This window comes from Nocardiopsis sp. NPDC055879 (genome assembly GCF_053615935.1).
In genome coordinates this window covers 1-17,473 of the sequence record NZ_JBSHCT010000036.1, presented here as the reverse complement: position 1 = coordinate 17,473, position 17,473 = coordinate 1, and the positions used below count along the sequence as shown (strand labels likewise).

The window sequence follows — 17,473 nt, the reverse complement described above, 5'->3', positions numbered from 1 at the left end:
CACGAGCCCGCGCCGAGCTCTTCGGTCTATGGCGGTGCGGGTCGGGGATGTCCCGGCCCAGGGCGGTAGGTCAGGTGCCGCAAGAGGGTTTCGGCCGGCCCACGCCGCCCCGTGCGGCGCAGGACGTCGGCGATGACGACGGTGACCACCCACGTGGCGACGGCGACCCCGGCGGCCGCTGCGGCGCCCAGACCGCCGCCCAGGTCGAGCAGCGATGGTTCGGTGGCCACCAACCACACCGGCGACTGGGCGATGTAGAAGGTCATCGACCGTCGGCCGCACGCCACCAGCGCGTTCGTCACCCGGCCGCGCCGGTCGTTGACGCGGACCGCGACGAGCGCGATGGCCGCCGCGAAGGCGAGCCCACCGGCGACGCCGGTCGCTCCGAACACCGCCGAGGCGACGACGCCGACCTCAGGGGTATCCGGTGTCCACACGCCCACGGCCCGCAGGGCGACCGGCTGTGCTCCCAGCACGGCGACAGGGAATCCGATCAGCACCACACCGCGCAGGAGCGGCCTGTAGCGGTCGGGCTGCTCCAGCACACGCATCCGGCCGGCCCAGACACCGATCAGGACCGAAGGCATTACGGCCAGTCCGGCGATCGGCACCACCGGGAGCGCACTGGCCCGTAGCATCGCGCTGTCCACGAGGGTGGGTCCCACAGGCAGTGGCGTGTCGGCTCCGGCGACTACTTGAAGTGCGGCGGAGGCCGCGGCGCCGAGCACGAGGGTGAGCGCGGCGATCGTCCACAGCCGACGATCGGACCAGGACACCGCCCCGGCGAACATCAGGGCGAACACACCGTAGGCACCGATGACGTCCCCGCTGTAGAGCAGGACGACGTGGGCCACACCGAACACGATCATCCAGGCACCGCGTCGACGTATCAGTCTCCGCGCCTGTGCCGAGTCCCCGCCGGGTCCGGAGCGGCGCCGGGTCATCTGCACGAGGCCGTACCCGAAGAGGAGCCCGAACAAGGGAGCGGCCCGCCCGTCGACGACGGACGTCAGCAGCCACTGGACGGCGACGTCGAGCGGGCCACCGCCAGAGGGCGCGGCCATCGAGAGGCCCCCCGCGTGCAGCATCCGGGAGTGGGCGAGGGCGATGAGTAGCAGCATCAATCCCCGCGCCAGATCCGGCGCCAACAAGCGTTCCGCGTTCGGCGTCGGTGCGGCCGACCCGCCCGCAGGCTGACGGGACCCGAACATGGGTCTGAACATGGGTTCGACGCTAGTGAAGCCGTCCGTTGCCGCATATCGGTCGAAGGGTTCGGGGACACTCGACCAAAGTCGGCGTCCTTGTCGAAGTCCGCTGCCGTACACGAACGATCGGGGCCCGAAGGGGTCTCAAGGCTCCTCGTGAGCCGTCCACGTTGAGGGCCGCCCCCGCACCGTGTGGCTCGACGGTCCGGTCGCAACCCGGGCCAACAAGAAAGGCCCCGCTGAGCGGGGCCTTCGATTGTGTCCGAGGGGGGACTTGAACCCCCACAGCCTTAACGGCCACTAGCACCTCAAGCTAGCGCGTCTACCTATTCCGCCACCCGGACGTGGGTGTCTGGCGCCGTAGCGCCGAACAGGTTCAACCATAGCAAAGGTCTGAGGGGCCCCGAACCAGTTTTTCGGTGGGGGTGACCGGCTTCCAGACGAGAGGAGAGCGTGACAAGGTCTAGGGCGAAAGGTGCGGCCGGCAGACGGGAGAGCCAGATGGCGCAAGACAGTGATCCGAGCGCGGCGGAGGTCGAGGTCGTCGACCTGTGCCGAGAGCTCATCGAGTTCGACACCTCCAACTATGGCGACCATTCCGGCCCCGGTGAGCGCAAGGCCGCGGAGTATGTCATGGGCCGTCTCGACGAGGTCGGGGTGGAGTCCGAGATCTACGAGAAGCACCCCGGGCGCAGCAACGTGGTGGCGCGGATCACGGGTGAGGATTCCGGTCGTCCCCCTCTGCTCATCCACGGACACCTCGACGTGGTGCCCGCGGCCGCGGAGGACTGGACGCATCATCCGTTCGCCGCCGAGGTCGCCGACGGTTGTGTCTGGGGCCGTGGCGCGGTCGACATGAAGAACATGAACGCGATGGTGCTGGCCACGCTGCGGCAGCGACTGCGTGAGGGGCGACGTCCTCCGCGCGACATCGTCCTGGCCTTCGTCGCCGACGAGGAGGCCGGCGGTACCTGGGGCGCCCAGTACCTGGTGGACGAGCACCCCGAGCTGTTCGCGGACTGCGACTCCGCGATCAGCGAGGTCGGCGGGTTCTCGTTCACGGTCAACGAGAACCGGCGCGTGTACCTGGTGGAGACCGCGGAGAAGGGCATCGCGTGGATGAAGCTCACCGCGCGCGGCACCGCGGGCCACGGGTCGATGACCAACGACGACAACGCCGTCACCGAACTGGCCGCCGCGGTCGCCAGGCTCGGTGAGCACCGGTTCCCCGTGCAGCTCACACCCACGGTCCGGACCTTCCTGGAGGAGATCTGCGAGGAGTTCGGGATCCCCTTCGAGGAGAAGGACGTGGACGCCACGGTGGCGCGGCTGGGTCCGATCGCGAAGATGATCGGTGCCACGCTGCGCAACACCCTGAACCCGACGGTGCTGGGCGGTGGCTACAAGGCCAACGTGATCCCGGGTGAGGCCACCGCCCAGGTGGACGGTCGTTTCCTGCCGGGGACCGAGGAGGAGTACTTCGCCAAGATCGACGAACTGCTCGGTCCGAAGGTGAGCCGTGAGTTCATCCACCACCTTCCCGCGGTGGAGACCTCCTTCGACGGTGGCCTGGTCACCGCGATGTCGGAGTCGTTGCTGGCGGAGGACCCGGGCGCCAAGGCCGTCCCGTACTGCCTCTCGGGCGGTACCGACGCCAAGAGCTTCTCGCGGCTGGGTATCCGCAACTTCGGGTTCTCCCCGCTGAAGCTGCCGCCGGAGTTGGACTTCGCCGGCATGTTCCACGGGGTGGACGAACGTGTCCCCGTGGACGGTCTCCAATTCGGAGTCCGTGTGTTGGACCGATTCATCGACATGAGCTGACCGGAATTATTCGGGACGACCGCTCCTGAACCTGGACGAACCGCACCGAGAATTTCTCGGTGCGGTTCGTTTTTCCGGTTGTGGTCACTCGGTGTGATGCTACGGTTGCTTTCAGTTCGAAGGTGACTCCGTCTTTTCGGGGGCCGACGACCGACCGTGGGCGACAACGCCGCGCGGGACCGTCCAGTAGTAGTCGAGACAAGGGGGCATCCATGGTGCTCGCGAGCCGGGAGTGGCTGGTGTCCTCCAGTCGCGCTGCTCGCAACACCCGTGGTGTCTACGCCCGACTGCTGCTCCTGTCCGGAATCGTCGCGGTCGCGTGGATCGCCGGCGGTGTCGGGGTCGCGTACAGCGACACCGGCGCCGAATCCGGTGGCCTCGTCGACAGCGTGCTCGGTGTCGACGACGCCGCCGAACGCACCGGTCAGGCCGCGACCGAGGAGATCCGGCAGGCCCGGATCTCCGAAACCGCGGCCCACGCCACCGCCTCCACCGAGGCCGTCACCGAAAGGGTCGTCCCGCAGGCGACCTCGCTTCCCGCCACCGCGCTGGAGGACACCGGTGTCTCCGGTGCCCTGCAGGAGAGCCGGGTCGGTTCCATCGCCGAGACCGCGGTCGACGACACCGCGCGGACCGTCGACGGAACCGCTCGCGGGGCCTCCGACCTGGTCGGAGGGGTCGCCCGAACCGGCAAGGACATGGTTCGGGCCACCGACGAGTCGCTGCGCGAGGGCGACCTCGTCGACGGCGTCACCGCAGGACTGAACGAATCCGTCGGCCACCACGGGATCGACTCCGTCACCGAACCCGGCGGCCCCTTGGGCCTGCCGCTCCTCGGTGCCGACGACCCCATCTCCTCCTCTTCCGTCGACCGTCCCAAGGACGAGGACGAAGAGGACGAGGAAGCGGACGAAGAGCCCGCGCGCATGGGACCGCACGCCGACCATGGCGTGCCCGTCCACGTCACCGAGACCGGTCTGCGCATGGCCGAGGAGGCCGCTCAGGCCGCCACGGCGCAGACCGCTCAGGACGACGACGCCGAGCGCATCCGTCTCATCGGCGGTGGCTCCCACCACCAGGTCGGACCCGACGCCACCGGTGCGTCGGCCCCGTCCTTCCCCGCTCCCGGTGCCGCCGGCTTCCTCATGAACCGGTCCGGCCACATGGAGCTCCGGGCCCAGCGGGTCGCCCTTCCCGGCGACCCCACCCTGGTCGTGCGCGACGCCGCGGACGACCCTTCCTTCTCGCCTGACTAGCCGCTTCCCGCAGGGATCGCGGCCGGTCGGTGCGCCTTCGCGCACGAGCACCCCATCGTTTCCGAGGTGGGTGTGCGTCTCACCCCAGGCGCTTCACGCCGGGTGACCGTCCGTGGTCCATGAGTGGCAGATCCGACTCTCGTCGACCAAAGGACATGACACCCGATGACCCGATCAACCCACACCCGTGTCGCGGCCCTCATCGCCGCAGGCCTCCTCGCCACCACCGCCTACGGGACCGCCTACGCCGACACCACCACCAGCGGTAACGGTTCCATCGGTGGCGGCAACCAGATCGAGGCAGACGTCGACGCTCCCGTCAACGTCTGCGGCAACGCCGTCGCGGTTCTCGGCGTGGCCGGTGCCGAGTGCACCGACGGTGAGGCCGAGGTGACCGAGCCGGAGCGACCGGACGACGGTTACGAGGGCTACGACCCGGAGGAGCCCGAGCCGGAGGAGACCCCCGAGGAAGAACCCCCGCGGGAAGAAGAGATCTCCGAGGAGGAGCCGGAGCCGGAGGAGACCCCCGAGGAAGAGCGTGAGGAGCAGGTCGAGGAGGACCCGGAGGACCCCGCCGACGAGGGCTCCGTTCCGAACGCGGAGACCGCGGACCAGGGCCCCTCGGCTCCCCCCGCGGACGAGTCCCGCCTCGCGGTCACCGGTGCCGACCAGAGCGCGCTGACCGGCCTGGTCGCCGCCGCGGTCCTCGCCATCGCCGCGGGTGTCGGCTTCATCTTCTACGGCCGGCGCCACAAGGCCCGGGCCTGATCGGACTCCCGGGCCCTCGGGTCCGGGGGTTGACGCGAGTCCCGCAGCACCGGCCAAGGCCTTGTGCTCGGGGTTCACGTCAGCCGCCGCTCAACCAGAGCGGGAGCTGATCGACGGGGTGCGGGCGTCCGTACGCAGCCAGCGAGGACGCGACGCGACCGTACCCAACAGACCGGCGAAGACGCACCGCCCAGGTGCGGAGCCGACCGGATGATCCCCGGCCTTGGTCGAAGGCCCACATCCCACCCAGGGGTGTGGAACGGCCTGTGGCCCCATGCACGACACCTTCTCTACTACTCGTTCTCTCGAAAGGACTTCCCACATGCGTAAGTGGGCCAGCACCTCCGCGAAGACCGTGCTTCTGGCCGCGGGCTTCGTCGCCCTGGGCAGCGGCGTGGCGCTCGCCGACAGCGACGCGGCCACCAGCGGCAACGGTTCGCTGCTGGGCGGCAACCAGGCGGTCGTCAACGGCGACGTCCCCGTCAACGTGACCGGCAACGCCATCGGTGCGGTCGCCGGCGTCGCGGGTGCCTCCAGCACCGGTTCCGACGCCAAGGTGATCGACCACCAGCACAACGAGGTGCACACCTCGGGCAACGGTTCGCTGCTGGGCGGCAACCAGCTCGTGGTCGACGGCGACGTCCCGGTGAACGTCACGGGCAACGCGATCAGCGCGGTCGGCGGCGTCGCGGGTGCCTCCAGCACCGGCAGTGACTCCAAGGTCCTGCACGAGTCCGGCCACGGCCACGGCCACGGCCACGGACACGGTGGCGAGGACATCGCGACCTCCGGCAACGGCTCCCTGCTCGGCGGCAACCAGCTGGTCGGCGACCTCGACGTTCCGGTGAACGTGTCCGGCAACGCGATCGGTGCCGTGGGCGGCGTCGCGGGCGCGGCGGCCACCGACGCCGACGCGATCGTGCGCGACCACCAGAGCGCGCCGGTCGAGCACCAGGCCGGGCAGTTCACCGCCACCGACCTGCTCAACGAGGCCGTCGAGAACGCCCAGATCCTGCCGGACACCTCCGGTGTGGACGCCGGCGTGCTGCGTCAGTCGGCCCCGGTCCGTGAGCACCAGTCGATCGCGACCTCCGGCAACGGTTCCGCGCTGGGCGGCAACCAGCTCGTCGCGGACCTGGACGTCCCCGTGAACGCCGCGGGCAACGCGGTCGGTGCCGTGGGCGGCGTGGCCGGCGCGGCCACCACCGACAGCGACGCCGTGGTCAAGGACGTCGAGCAGGACATCGCGACCTCCGGCAACGGTTCGTTGGCCGGCGGGAACCAGCTCGTCGCCGACGCGGACGTCCCCGTCAACGTCGCGGGCAACGCCGTGGGCGCCGTGGCCGGTATCGCCGGTGCGAGCGCCACCGACGCCGACTCCAAGGTGGTGGAGCACCAGAGCGCCGAGACCGAGGCCCAGGCCTCCGCGTTGGACAGTGTGCCGGGGGTCGACCAGCTGCCCGAGGTCCCCGTCTCCGAGATGCTGCCGGTCGACTACAGCGTGAGCGAGACCGCGGACCAGGCCGTGGCGGAGCAGGCTTCGGCCGAGCTGCCCGAGGCCACCGAGGTGCCCGAGGTCGACCCGGTGGGCGACCTGCTGGGCGCCGCGGGCGTTGGCCTGTAGTACCTGAGCGGGTCCGTCGACGGACCCGCGCGGGGGTGTGACCCGGACACGGACACCCGTCCGTCCCAGGGAGTGCGTCCCACCGTTCCGTTTGGAACGCGGTGGACTGCGGTGGACACGCTCATCCCGAGGCGAACGGCGGACGATGGCCGGGGAACACCGTTCCCGCGAGCGGCGTACACGCGCCGCGCACGACGAGTCGGAGGAAGTCGCCTCCGCGCCCCCGTTCCGTTTGGAACGCGGTGGACTGCGGGGGAGCGGAGGTGGCGACCACCGGTTCGAGAACACGAGTCGAGTCCTCCCGGGAATATCCGGGAGGACTCGTCGCATTTTGAGGGCAGAACACCCCGGAGTCGATAAGTGTGACGCAAGTCACTGTCCTAGGGTGTTCGGGGTGCTCGTCAGAGCCACCGAGAGGCCGGGGGAGAGGGTTGCCACGGTCGCAAATACACGTTACGGGCCGGTACCGGTCCGATGAGCGCTTATTCTGCGGGTGCCGGTGGGTGTGGGGTCGTGTGACCGACGACGAGGCGAACTCGGGTGCGGCCGACCCGGTCCGCTCACCGACGGGGGAGTGCCTGTAGTTCGGTTACTGTCGGTTCCCACGGGAGCCGAAGGACCACGGCCGAGAGAAAACGTAAGGCTAGACGTAGGGGAAACAGCGTGCCAGCCACGAAGGGCAGCGCCGGCAAGAACGGCTCGAAGGACAACGGAAGCCAGGGGACGGGGACCACTCTGGTCATCGTCGAGTCACCGGCCAAGGCCAAGACCATCGCCGGTTACCTGGGGCGCGGCTACGTCGTGGAGTCCAGCATCGGGCACATCCGTGACATGCCGGCCAAGGCCGCGGAGATCCCCGCCAAGTACAAGGGGGAGTCCTGGGCGCGGCTCGGTGTCGACGTCGACGGCGACTTCGAACCGCTCTACGTCGTCAACACCGACAAGAAGGCCCACGTCAAGAAGCTCAAGGAGCTGCTGGCCGAGGCCGACGTACTCCTGCTCGCCACTGATGAGGACCGCGAGGGCGAGGCCATCGCCTGGCACCTGCGCGAGGAGCTCAAGCCCAAGATCCCCGTCCGACGGATGGTCTTCAACGAGATCACCAAGGACGCCATCCAGCACGCGGCGGACAACACGCGCGAGCTCAACACCCGTCTGGTCAGCGCTCAGGAGACGCGCCGCATCCTGGACCGTCTCTACGGCTACGAGGTCTCACCCGTGCTGTGGAAGAAGGTCATGCCCAAGCTCTCGGCGGGCCGGGTGCAGTCCGTGGCCACCCGACTGGTGGTCGAGCGCGAACGCGAGCGGATGGCCTTCACCTCCGCCGAGTACTGGGACATCAAGGCGGTCTTCGACGCCGCCGGAGCGGTCGCCGACGCCCCCGCCAGCTTCCCCGCCACGCTTTTGTCGGTCGACGGCAAGCGCGTGGCCGCCGGTCGCGACTTCACCCCCCAGGGTTCGATCCGTTCCGACCGGGACGTGCGCCACCTCGACGAGGCCGCCGCCCGGGGCCTGGCCGAACGCCTCTCCGGAACCGGCTTCGCGGTCTCCTCCGTGGAGCGCAAGCCCTATCGCCGCTCTCCGTACGCGCCGTTCCGCACCACCACCCTCCAGCAGGAGGCCTCCCGCAAGCTCAACCTGTCCGCGAAGCAGACCATGCAGGTCGCCCAGCGGCTGTACGAGCACGGGCACATCACCTACATGCGTACCGACAGCACCACGCTGTCGGACAGCGCGGTCAAGGCCGCCCGTGATCAGGCACGACGTCTCTACGGCGGCGACCACCTGCCGGACAAGCCGCGTGTGTACGCCAAGAAGGTCAAGAACGCCCAGGAGGCCCACGAGGCCATCCGTCCGGCGGGCGAAACCTTCCGCGTCCCCGCCGAGACCGGCCTGTCCGGCCCCGAGTTCCGCCTCTACGAGCTCATCTGGAAGCGCACCGTCGCCTCCCAGATGAAGGACGCCGTCGGCGAGTCCGTCACCGTCCGCATCGAGGGCACCTCCTCCGACGGTGAGGTCGCCGAGTTCAGCGCGAGCGGCAAGGTCATCACCTTCCACGGGTTCCTCAAGGCCTACGTCGAGGGTTCCGACGACCCGGCCGCCGACCTGGACGACCGTGAGCGCCGCCTGCCCGCCCTGAGCGAGGAGGACCCGGTCAAGGCGCAGAGCCTGGAGGCCGAGGGGCACAGCACCCGGCCGCCGGCGCGCTACACCGAGGCCACCCTGGTCAAGGAGCTGGAGGAGCGGGAGATCGGCCGCCCCTCCACCTACGCGGCCATCATCGGCACCATCCAGGATCGCGGCTACGTGTTCAAGAAGGGCACGGCGCTGGTGCCGTCCTTCCTGGCCTTCGCCGTGGTGCAGTTGTTGGAACGCCACTTCGGAAACCTGGTGGACTACGAGTTCACCGCGCGTCTGGAGGACGTCCTCGACGACATCGCCCGGGGCGAGACCGAGAGCCTGCCGTGGCTGCGGCGCTTCTACTTCGGTGGACAGACCCCCGAGGGGCGGCAGGAGACGGGTCTCAAGGACCTGGTGGTCGGTGACCACCTGTCCGAGATCGACCCCAAGGAGGTCAGCTCGCTGCCGCTGCCCGGCACCGACATCGTGCTCCGGGTCGGTCGATTCGGCCCCTACCTGGACCGTGACGGAACCAGGGTGAACGTGCCCGAGGACTTGGCGCCGGACGAGCTCACCCCGGCCAAGGCCGAGGAGCTGTTCGCCCAGCCCAGCGGTGACCGTGAGCTCGGGGTCGATCCCGAGACCGGGCGCACCATCCTCGCCAGGTCCGGTCGATATGGCCCCTACGTGACCGAGGTCATCCCGGAGCCGGAGGAGGCCGAGGGCGAGACCAAGCCCAAGAGCAAGGCCAAGGCGAAGGTCAAGCCGCGCACCGGTTCGCTGCTCAAGAGCATGGACCTGGACACGGTCACCCTGGAGGACGCGCTCCGTCTGCTGTCCCTGCCCCGTGTGGTGGGGGAGCTCGACGGTGAGGACGTCACCGCGCAGAACGGCCGGTTCGGCCCGTACCTGAAGAAGGGCACCGACAGCCGCTCCCTCGAAAACGAGGAGCAGATGTTCACGATCACCCTCGAAGAGGCCAAGGCGATCTTCGCGCAGCCCAAGCAGCGTGGTCGTCGTGCCGCCGCTCCGCCGCTGCGCGAGCTCGGTGAGGACCCGGAGAGCGGCGCCAAGATGGTGATCAAGGACGGTCGCTTCGGCCCCTACGTCACCGACGGGGAGGTCAACGCCTCCCTGCGCAAGGACGACGAGGTCGCGTCGATCACCGACGAGCGCGCCGCCGAACTCCTGGCCGAGCGTCGGGCCAAGGCCCCGGCCAAGAAGACGACCGCGAAGAAGACGACCACGACCACCACCAAGAAGGCGGCGACGCGCAAGCCCGCCGCCAAGAAGACCGGCGAGCCGAAGAGCACCGCCACGGAGTGACGTCCTGTGTGTCTTGGTGACCGCCCACCCGGGTATCTCTCATGAGAGAAGTTCGGATGGGCGGTTTCCGCTGTTTCGTAACGGAGACGGGACCTCATCCCCTGTCGGGGAATGATCTTCCGTACTACGCTGTGTCGGGCTGATGAGGGCGCGGAATCGTGTGTGAGCCCCGGAGGCATCCCCGAATCCCGGACAGGCGATGGACGCCTGTCAGTACCGATCCCCCTCATCGATAATCTTGAGCGCTATGAGCAGATCTGCACCCCTGGGAGCGCCGGCCGAGGCGCAGAACGTCCTCGCGATCACACCCTTCCGAAGGTTGTGGGTCTCACTTTCCCTTTCCAGCCTGGGTGACTGGCTGAGCCTTCTGGCACTGGTGTCCCTCGCGGCCATCTTCACCGCCGATGGCTCCACACTCGTTCAGTACCTCGCCATCGCCGGGGTCGTCGCCATCAAGCTGGCCCCCGCGGTCCTGCTCAGCCCCCTGGCGGGGCTCGTGGCCGACCGTCTCGACCGTCGATGGACGATGGTCGGCGGCGACGTCTTGCGCGGCCTTCTGTACGCGTCCATCCCGGTCATGGGCCTGTCGGTCCCCGGGTTCGCGTTGCAGTGGCTGCTGATCGCGGGGCTGCTGGCGGAGATCGTGGCCCTGTTCTGGACCCCCGCGCGGGACGCCACCATCGCCGTTCTCGTTCCCAAACGCATGCTGGGCCAGGCCGGCCGCCTGACCCTGTTGGCCACCTACGGCGCCGCGCCCGTCGCGGCCCTGCTCTTCGCGGCCCTGGCCTCGGTGGGCAACCTCTTGGGCGCGTTGGTGCCGTCCATGGCCGACCCCGCCGCGGACGTCGCCCTCTACCTCAACGCCCTCACCTTCTTCGTCGCCGCGATCGTGGTGGCCGGGCTGCCGCTGCCCAAGCACACCGTGTCCAAGACGTCGCTGAGCCCCAACCGGGACGCGGCGCTGATGAGTGCGCTCGGCAACGGGCGTCGGGCGGTGGGCGCCGGTCCGCTCATCCGAGGCGTGCTCTTCGGGCTCGCCGCCACCGCCGCCGCGGGTGGTCTGGTCATCGGCCTGGGTCGACCGCACGTGGAGAACCTCGGAGCGGGCAACGCCGGCTTCGGCGTCCTGGTGGCCGCGCTCTTCCTGGGTCTGGGTCTGGGCGTGGTCTCCGCGCCGCGCGTGCTCAAGCAGTTCAGCCGTCGCCGCTTCCTCGGACTGTCCGTGGTACTGGCCGCTCTGGCACTGCTCATCGCCGGCGCCGTCACGGACATGGTCCTGTCGGCCGTCCTCGCGTTCGTGTTCGGTCTGGGCGCGGGCCTGGCCTGGGCCACCGGCACCTGGCTGATCAACGTCGAGGTCGAGGAGGACCGACGCGAGAGCGCGTTCGCCCTCCTTCACGCCACCGGACGGGTCGCGCTGCTCGCCGCCGCCGTCCTCGCCCCGATCGCGGCCGGATTCGCCGGGGACCACGAGTTCCCGCTCGGCGGGCCCCTCACCTACTCCCTGTACGGCAGTGGACTGGTCCTCCTCGTGGGTGGTCTCATCGCCCTCGCGCTCGGCTTCGTCACCTACCACCAGGCCAACGCCGAGGACCCCGACGCGGGCCCGGGTCTGATCCCGGAGCTGTTCGCCGCCCTGCGCGGGGTCAGTCCGCGTACCGAGGAGGCCGAGGAGGCCTCCGTCGCCGGGGCCTTCATCGTCCTGGAGGGAGGAGAGGGCGCCGGCAAGTCCACCCAGGTCCGTGACCTGACCGTGTGGCTGCGCGACCAGGGATTCGAGGTGGTGGGCACCCGCCAGCCGGGCGCCACCAAACTGGGCATGCGACTGCGCGGCCTCCTGCTGGACCGGGAGAACTCGCACATCACCGACCGTGCCGAGGTGCTTCTGTACGCGGCGGACAAGGCCGACCACGTGCAGCAGGAGATCCTGCCGGCGTTGCGCCGCGGCGCCGTGGTGATCAGCGACCGCTACGTCGACTCGTTGCTGGCCTATCAGGGAGCCGGGCGCGACCTGGCGGTCTCCGAGATCCAGGAGATCAGCGACTGGGCCACCCAGGGGCTGGTGCCGACCCTGACGGTGCTGCTGGACGTGCGTCCCCAGGAGGGGCTCGCGCGGCTGGGTGGCCCCGCCGACCGGATCGAGTCGGAGTCGGCCGAGTTCCACGAGCGCGTTCGGAAGGGCTTCCGCGCCCTGGCCGAAGCCGAACCGGACCGCTACCTGGTCCTGGACGCGAGCGAGAGCCGGGAGCGGATCGCCCGTGAGATCCAGCGTCGGGTGCGCCCGCTGCTGCCCGACCCCATCGACGCCGAATCCGAGGCCGTCACCGGCATGATCCCGGTGATCAGACCGGAGTAGCGCCGGGGACAGAGGGCTTCACGCGTAGGGGCCTCCCATCGGATCCGCCGATCCGGTGGGAGGCCCCTACGCTCTTCCGTGAGGGTGTGGTCGTGTCCCGGTCGAGGACCCATCCGAGGACCGGGACACGGTGTCCTCGGTCGGGGATCAGTCGACGGAGACCTCTTCGGGGGTCAGCAGGGCCTGGAAGGTGATCGGACCGACCTCACCGTCGGCGTCGATCTCCGCCCCGGTCTGGAAGTCGACCACCGCCGCACGCGTGGCCCCGCCGAACAGACCGTCCATGTCCAGGTCGTAGCCGTGGCCGGAGACCAGCGCGTACTGCACGGCCTTCACCCGGTTGCCCTCGGCGCCTTGGCGGACGATGCCCAGGTCCTCGGTCAGGGCCTCCCAGGTCGGCTCGTCGACGACCCCGTTCGCGTCGAGGCCCTTGTCCCCCTGATAGTCCGTCACGGCCTCGGTCAGCCGCTCGTCGAACACCTCCGTGGCCTCGGTGACGTCGAGGTAGCCGTACTCCACCAGCAGGAACTTGACGACCGCGACCTCCCAGGTCTCCTGGCCCTCCTCCAGTTCGGGCCACGCGGCGGCCTCGATCGCGGCGACCACCTCGGGCGGCGTGTTCGGTCCGTCCGCCAGCGCGGCCGGCGCCCCCGCGAGGCCGAACCCGGCGACCATGGCCCCCGACGCGAACAGCATCGTGATCCCTCGTGCCTTCGACATGTGTACTCCTTCTGTGGTTCGGGCGGCGCCCCCGTCGCGGCCGCCCTCTCCAAAGAGAGATCCGTCACCCCCGGTCGAGGTTCACCCCGAAACCCCTTCTGACCTGGTCCGGCCCCGATGGCAACCGGAAGGGAAGGGTCGCGTCGGGTTCCCTGGGAGGGCGTGGGTCCCCCTCGGATCCGAGAAGGAGGGCCTGTGGAAAACGGTCCGGGCGTCGGTGCCGGCTCCTATCCTGGAGACCGGATCAGTGAGTCGTGGATAGGGGAAGCGCGTGACGGTCTTCGACGACCTCGTCGGCCAACAGGTGGCCGCCGCCCAACTGGGGCGCGCGGTCCAGGGCGCCGCCGACCTCCTCTCCGGGGGACGGGGCGCCGGCATGACCCACGCGTGGCTGTTCACCGGCCCACCCGGCTCGGGCCGCGAGGAGGCCGCGCGTGCCTTCGCCGCGGCCCTGCAATGCCGTGAGGGCGGCTGCGGCCACTGCGACTCCTGTCACCAGGTCCTGACCGGCACCCATCCGGACGTGCTCTACGTACGCCCCAGCGGGCTCAGCTTCGGTGTGTCGGCCACCCGTGACCTGGTGCTGCGGGCCGGATCCAAGCCCTCGGGCGGCAACTTCCGGATCGTGCTCTTCGAGGACGCAGACCGTGCCACCGAGGCCGCGTCCAACGCCCTGCTCAAGGCGGTGGAGGAACCCTCGCCACGAACGGTGTGGCTGCTGTGCACCCCCACCCCGGACGACCTGCTCATCACGATCCGCTCCCGCTGCCGTCTGGTCACCCTGGCCACCCCCGGAACCCGGCAGATCGTCGACTCCCTCGTGCGGCGCGACGGGGTGGACACCGTGACCGCCGAGGCCGCCGCCCGGGCCGCCGCGGGCCGCGTGGACCGGGCCCGGCAACTGGCCACGGAGCCCGAGGCGCGCCGCCGCCGGGAGGAGGTCCTGTCCATCCCGGTCGGGCTGACCGGCCTGGGCGCCTGTGTCACCGCCGCCGCCCGGCTGTACGAGATCGCCGAGGAGGAGTCCAAGGCGCTCACCACGGCGTTGAACGAGAAGGAGAAGGGCGAACTCAAGGCGGCCTTCGGCGAGGGTTCCACCGGTAAGGGCGTGGCCAAGGCCATCCGCGGCGCCGCCGGGGCGCTCAAGGACCTGGAGGAGCGGCAGAAGCGCCGGGCCACTCGGATCAAGCGCGACTCCTACGACCGTGCCCTGCTGGACCTGGCCGCCTTCTACCGGGACGTCCTGGCGCTCCAACTGGGCGCGACCGTGGAACTGTCCACCGTGGAACGCTCCGGGGACCTGGAACGGATCGCCCGCTCCGGCCCACCCGAGGCGACCCTGCGCCGGATCGACGCGATCATGGCGTGCCGGGAGCGGATCGCCGCGAACGTGCACCCGCAGATCGCCATGGAGGCCATGACCTCCGCCCTGCTGGCGGGCTGAGAACCGACCGAACGAGAACCGGTCGGGGCCCTGTAGGGCCCGGGGCCGAGCACGCGACCGGGTCCGCGACAATCGGGACGCGACGTGTTGGACGAGTGGAGGCGGATTCGGGTGGGGCTGAGGGCGCGGGTAGGGGCGACGCTGCTCGGAGTGGCGGTGCTGGTCACCGGCTGCACCTCCGGTGACGGTGGGGCCGAAGACGACGGCGCGGTCACGGGTTCCGTCGACTTCGCCGAGCAGGAACTCGACTGGCGGGAGTGCGACAGCGGTCTGCCCGAGAGCGAGTGCGCGGTCTTCGAGGTTCCGCTGGACTACGAGGAACCGGAGGGGGAACGCATCGAGATCGCGGTCAAGCGTGTACCCGCCACCGGAGACGAGGTGTTGGGCTCCCTGGTGGTCAACCCGGGCGGTCCGGGCGGTTCCGGCCACGACTTCGTGGACCACAGCCCCTACACGCTCAGCCAGACGGTGCGTCGACAGTTCGACGTGGTCGGCTTCGACCCCAGGGGAGTGGGCCGCAGCACCCCTCTGACCTGTCTGGAGGCCGAGGAGATCGACGAGTTCCTCGGTACCGACTACGGAACCGGGCCGGGCGCCGACGACATGGCCGACCTCAGCCCCCAGGGACTGGCCCAGATCGAGGAGGGCAGCCGCGAGTTCGTCGAAGCCTGTGAGGAGAGCGCGCCCGACCTGATGCGCAACATCGGCACCGCCGACGTCGCCCGTGACATGGACCTGCTGCGCGGGCTCCTGGGCGACGAGAAGCTCACCTACCTCGGAGCCTCCTACGGCACCCACATCGGTGCTCAGTACGCCGAGCAGTTCCCCGACAACGTGCGCGCGCTCGTCCTTGACGGCGCGGTCGACCCGGCCCAGGACCAGCTGAGTGTGAGCGTCCAGCAGGCCACCGGTTTCGAGACGGCGCTGCACGCCTTCGTCGGGGACTGTCTGAACCAACAGGACTGCCCGCTCGGTGATTCGGGCGACGGCGTCGACCAGGGGATCGCCGCCCTGGAAGCGTTCTTGGAGGAGGCCGCGACACAGCCGTTGGAGACCACCACCGACGACGGCCGCGAGGTCAACCGGGCCCGCGCCGAACTGGGGGTACTGGCCGCCCTGTACACCGAGAACTGGTGGCCGCGGGTGCGCGAGGCGCTCACCGACGCCATGGAGGGCGGCGACGGCACCGGGCTGTTGTTGCTGGGCGACGACCTGTACAGCCGGGGCGACCTGGACGAGTACGAGAACTCCACCTCCGCGCTCACCGCGGTGAACTGCTCCGACTCCCCGGCCCCACGCGAGGTGGAGGCCTACGCCGAGGCCGCCGCCATGGCGGGGGAGGAATCCCCGGTCTTCGGTCCGATGCTGGCCTGGGGCGCCCTGCCATGCGCGTTCTGGCCGGAGGACGCGGTGGCCGAAACGCCGGACCTGACCGGTGCGGGGGCCGACCCGATCATGGTGGTGGGCACCACCCGCGACTCCGCCACCCCCTACGCCTGGTCCGAGTCGCTGGCCGACCAGCTGGAGTCCGCCTTCCTGGTCACCCGGGACGGCGACGGTCACACCGGCTACCGGATGGGCGACGAGTGCGTCGACCAGATCGTGGACGACTACCTGCTGGAGTTGGCGGTGCCCGAGGACGGGATGGCCTGCGCCCCGAACCTCGCCGGCTGACCGAGACGACCCGGAGCCGCCGGCCGGCTCCGGGTGTGCGGCCCACTCGCGGGAGGCGCTAGACTGGTTCCTGCTTCGGCACGTACGAACGCGTGCCGGTGTGCCGCCTTAGCTCAGTCGGTAGAGCGATTCACTCGTAATGAATAGGTCATCGGTTCGATTCCGATAGGCGGCTCCACCAGAACGCCGTCCCGGTCACGGGGCGGCGTTCTTTTTTCGGCGTCGCGGGGCGGCGGGTGGGGGTGAAAGCGGCGCTACGGTACGAAGCGCCACATTCCCCTTGAGCCCCTCCAGGAGCCGACTCATGCACTCGGTACGCGTGTCGAAGACCGACCCCAACGCCTACCTCTCGCTGTCGGACGCGGTGACGGCCTTTCGGATCCGGAACCTGACGGAGGGCCTCTACCTCCACGTGGAGCCCGGCACCTACGAGGAGGAACGACCGCTCTCCTACCCCGGGCCGCTGATGATCGTGCCCACCCATGGGCCGGAGACCGTGGAACTCGCCGTGGACGGGGACCGCGCGGTGATCGAAACCGAACACCCCCTTGAGCTCTACGGGATGCTGATCCGCTCCAAGAGCCGGGACCGACCGCAGATCGAGGTGCGGGGCGGTGGCCGGCTCAAGGCGGTCGACAGCTGGTTCGTGGGCCGTGTCCCGGTACGTCTGCGAGGGAAGGGCGAAAGCGAGTTCGTCGACTGTCGGTTCGTCGGCACCGGGCTGGAATGGCGTGGTGGAACCGGCCGGATGCACCGTTGCGTCTTCCACCAGGCGGGTATGTCCCTCAGGGAAGGGGCTGCGGTGGTGGCCGACGTACTCCGGTTCTCGGGCTTCGAGGGCGGGGACGTGGGCGCGCCGACCCTGGAGTTCTCTTGGTCTCGGGCGAGGATCACCGACTGCGTGATCATTGATGGCGGGTTCAACGAGACGGCCTCCGTGGACTACGTCGTACGTGCCACCAACGGATCCGTGGTCCACTTCACGGAGCTCTCCATCGAGGACGCCGAGAACAAGGCGATCGGGATCCTGGGCGCGACCACACGCGTCGACTTCACCCGTCTCAGAGCGTGTTTGAGAAGGGGTAACGGTCCGGGCACTTCCCCCACGCTGCTGCTGTCAGGCCGCAAGCATGAGCCCCATGCCGCGACGCCCGACCT

General features: G+C 69.8%; 10 protein-coding genes, 2 tRNA genes and 1 pseudogene. 10 read left to right on the top strand and 3 right to left on the bottom strand.

The window, feature by feature from the left end:
* Nucleotides 1-26: 26 nt before the first annotated feature.
* Both ACWGKS_RS27820 and ACWGKS_RS27815 read right to left on the bottom strand, forming a co-directional pair.
* Nucleotides 27-1,223 carry a DUF418 domain-containing protein gene (locus ACWGKS_RS27820; protein ID WP_358514914.1) on the bottom strand — a complete coding sequence of 399 codons (1,197 nt, stop codon included), beginning with the start codon at nt 1,221-1,223 and terminating at the stop codon, nt 27-29.
* 241 nt (nt 1,224-1,464) lie between these two features.
* Nucleotides 1,465-1,549: transfer RNA gene (locus ACWGKS_RS27815), tRNA-Leu, on the bottom strand.
* A gap of 157 nt (nt 1,550-1,706) precedes the next feature.
* Here ACWGKS_RS27815 and ACWGKS_RS27810 point away from each other — a divergent pair.
* The 6 genes from ACWGKS_RS27810 to tmk all read left to right on the top strand — a co-directional run bounded on the left by ACWGKS_RS27810 (nt 1,707) and on the right by tmk (nt 12,477).
* On the top strand, nt 1,707-3,026 hold the full coding sequence (locus ACWGKS_RS27810) for a M20/M25/M40 family metallo-hydrolase (protein ID WP_358514911.1): 1,320 nt from the start codon (nt 1,707-1,709) through the stop codon (nt 3,024-3,026).
* A 212-nt stretch (nt 3,027-3,238) separates the two neighbouring features.
* Nucleotides 3,239-4,282 carry a hypothetical protein gene (locus tag ACWGKS_RS27805; RefSeq protein ID WP_358514908.1) on the top strand — a complete coding sequence of 348 codons (1,044 nt, stop codon included), beginning with the start codon at nt 3,239-3,241 and terminating at the stop codon, nt 4,280-4,282.
* A 165-nt stretch (nt 4,283-4,447) separates the two neighbouring features.
* Nucleotides 4,448-5,050, top strand: coding sequence for a chaplin family protein (locus ACWGKS_RS27800; RefSeq protein WP_452456388.1), 603 nt, complete (start codon nt 4,448-4,450; stop codon nt 5,048-5,050).
* A 322-nt stretch (nt 5,051-5,372) separates the two neighbouring features.
* The gene (locus ACWGKS_RS27795) at nt 5,373-6,674 is read left to right on the top strand and encodes a hypothetical protein (protein ID WP_358514903.1); all 1,302 of its coding nucleotides are present in this window, start codon (nt 5,373-5,375) and stop codon (nt 6,672-6,674) included.
* Nucleotides 6,675-7,337: 663 nt separating this feature from the next.
* Nucleotides 7,338-10,121 carry a type I DNA topoisomerase gene (gene topA, locus ACWGKS_RS27790; RefSeq protein WP_452524642.1) on the top strand — a complete coding sequence of 928 codons (2,784 nt, stop codon included), beginning with the start codon at nt 7,338-7,340 and terminating at the stop codon, nt 10,119-10,121.
* Nucleotides 10,122-10,368: 247 nt separating this feature from the next.
* On the top strand, nt 10,369-12,477 hold the full coding sequence (tmk, locus tag ACWGKS_RS27785; RefSeq protein ID WP_452524640.1) for a dTMP kinase: 2,109 nt from the start codon (nt 10,369-10,371) through the stop codon (nt 12,475-12,477).
* Nucleotides 12,478-12,624: 147 nt separating this feature from the next.
* Here the strand turns inward: tmk and ACWGKS_RS27780 are convergent, their stop codons facing one another.
* Nucleotides 12,625-13,197, bottom strand: coding sequence for a peptidoglycan-binding domain-containing protein (locus ACWGKS_RS27780; RefSeq protein WP_358514895.1), 573 nt, complete (start codon nt 13,195-13,197; stop codon nt 12,625-12,627).
* Between the two features lie 271 nt (nt 13,198-13,468).
* Here ACWGKS_RS27780 and ACWGKS_RS27775 point away from each other — a divergent pair, with 271 nt between their 5' ends.
* From ACWGKS_RS27775 to ACWGKS_RS27760, 4 genes and pseudogenes are all read left to right on the top strand, one after another.
* Nucleotides 13,469-14,641: a DNA polymerase III subunit delta' gene (locus ACWGKS_RS27775; RefSeq protein ID WP_358514892.1), complete on the top strand. Its 1,173-nt coding sequence runs from the start codon at nt 13,469-13,471 to the stop codon at nt 14,639-14,641.
* A 111-nt stretch (nt 14,642-14,752) separates the two neighbouring features.
* Nucleotides 14,753-16,315, top strand: coding sequence for an alpha/beta hydrolase (locus tag ACWGKS_RS27770; protein WP_358514922.1), 1,563 nt, complete (start codon nt 14,753-14,755; stop codon nt 16,313-16,315).
* Between the two features lie 102 nt (nt 16,316-16,417).
* Nucleotides 16,418-16,493: transfer RNA gene (locus ACWGKS_RS27765), tRNA-Thr, on the top strand.
* Between the two features lie 126 nt (nt 16,494-16,619).
* A pseudogene (locus ACWGKS_RS27760) lies at nt 16,620-17,473 on the top strand (hypothetical protein); the annotation flags it as partial.

Coding starts and splice junctions, on each gene's coding strand:
- ACWGKS_RS27810 (WP_358514911.1), top strand. CDS start 1,707: ATGGCGCAAGACAGTGATCCGAGCGCGGCGGAGGTCGAGGTCGTCGAC.
- ACWGKS_RS27780 (WP_358514895.1), bottom strand. CDS start 13,197: ATGTCGAAGGCACGAGGGATCACGATGCTGTTCGCGTCGGGGGCCATG.
- tmk (WP_452524640.1), top strand. CDS start 10,369: ATGAGCAGATCTGCACCCCTGGGAGCGCCGGCCGAGGCGCAGAACGTC.
- ACWGKS_RS27805 (WP_358514908.1), top strand. CDS start 3,239: ATGGTGCTCGCGAGCCGGGAGTGGCTGGTGTCCTCCAGTCGCGCTGCT.
- ACWGKS_RS27795 (WP_358514903.1), top strand. CDS start 5,373: ATGCGTAAGTGGGCCAGCACCTCCGCGAAGACCGTGCTTCTGGCCGCG.
- ACWGKS_RS27800 (WP_452456388.1), top strand. CDS start 4,448: ATGACCCGATCAACCCACACCCGTGTCGCGGCCCTCATCGCCGCAGGC.
- ACWGKS_RS27820 (WP_358514914.1), bottom strand. CDS start 1,223: ATGTTCAGACCCATGTTCGGGTCCCGTCAGCCTGCGGGCGGGTCGGCC.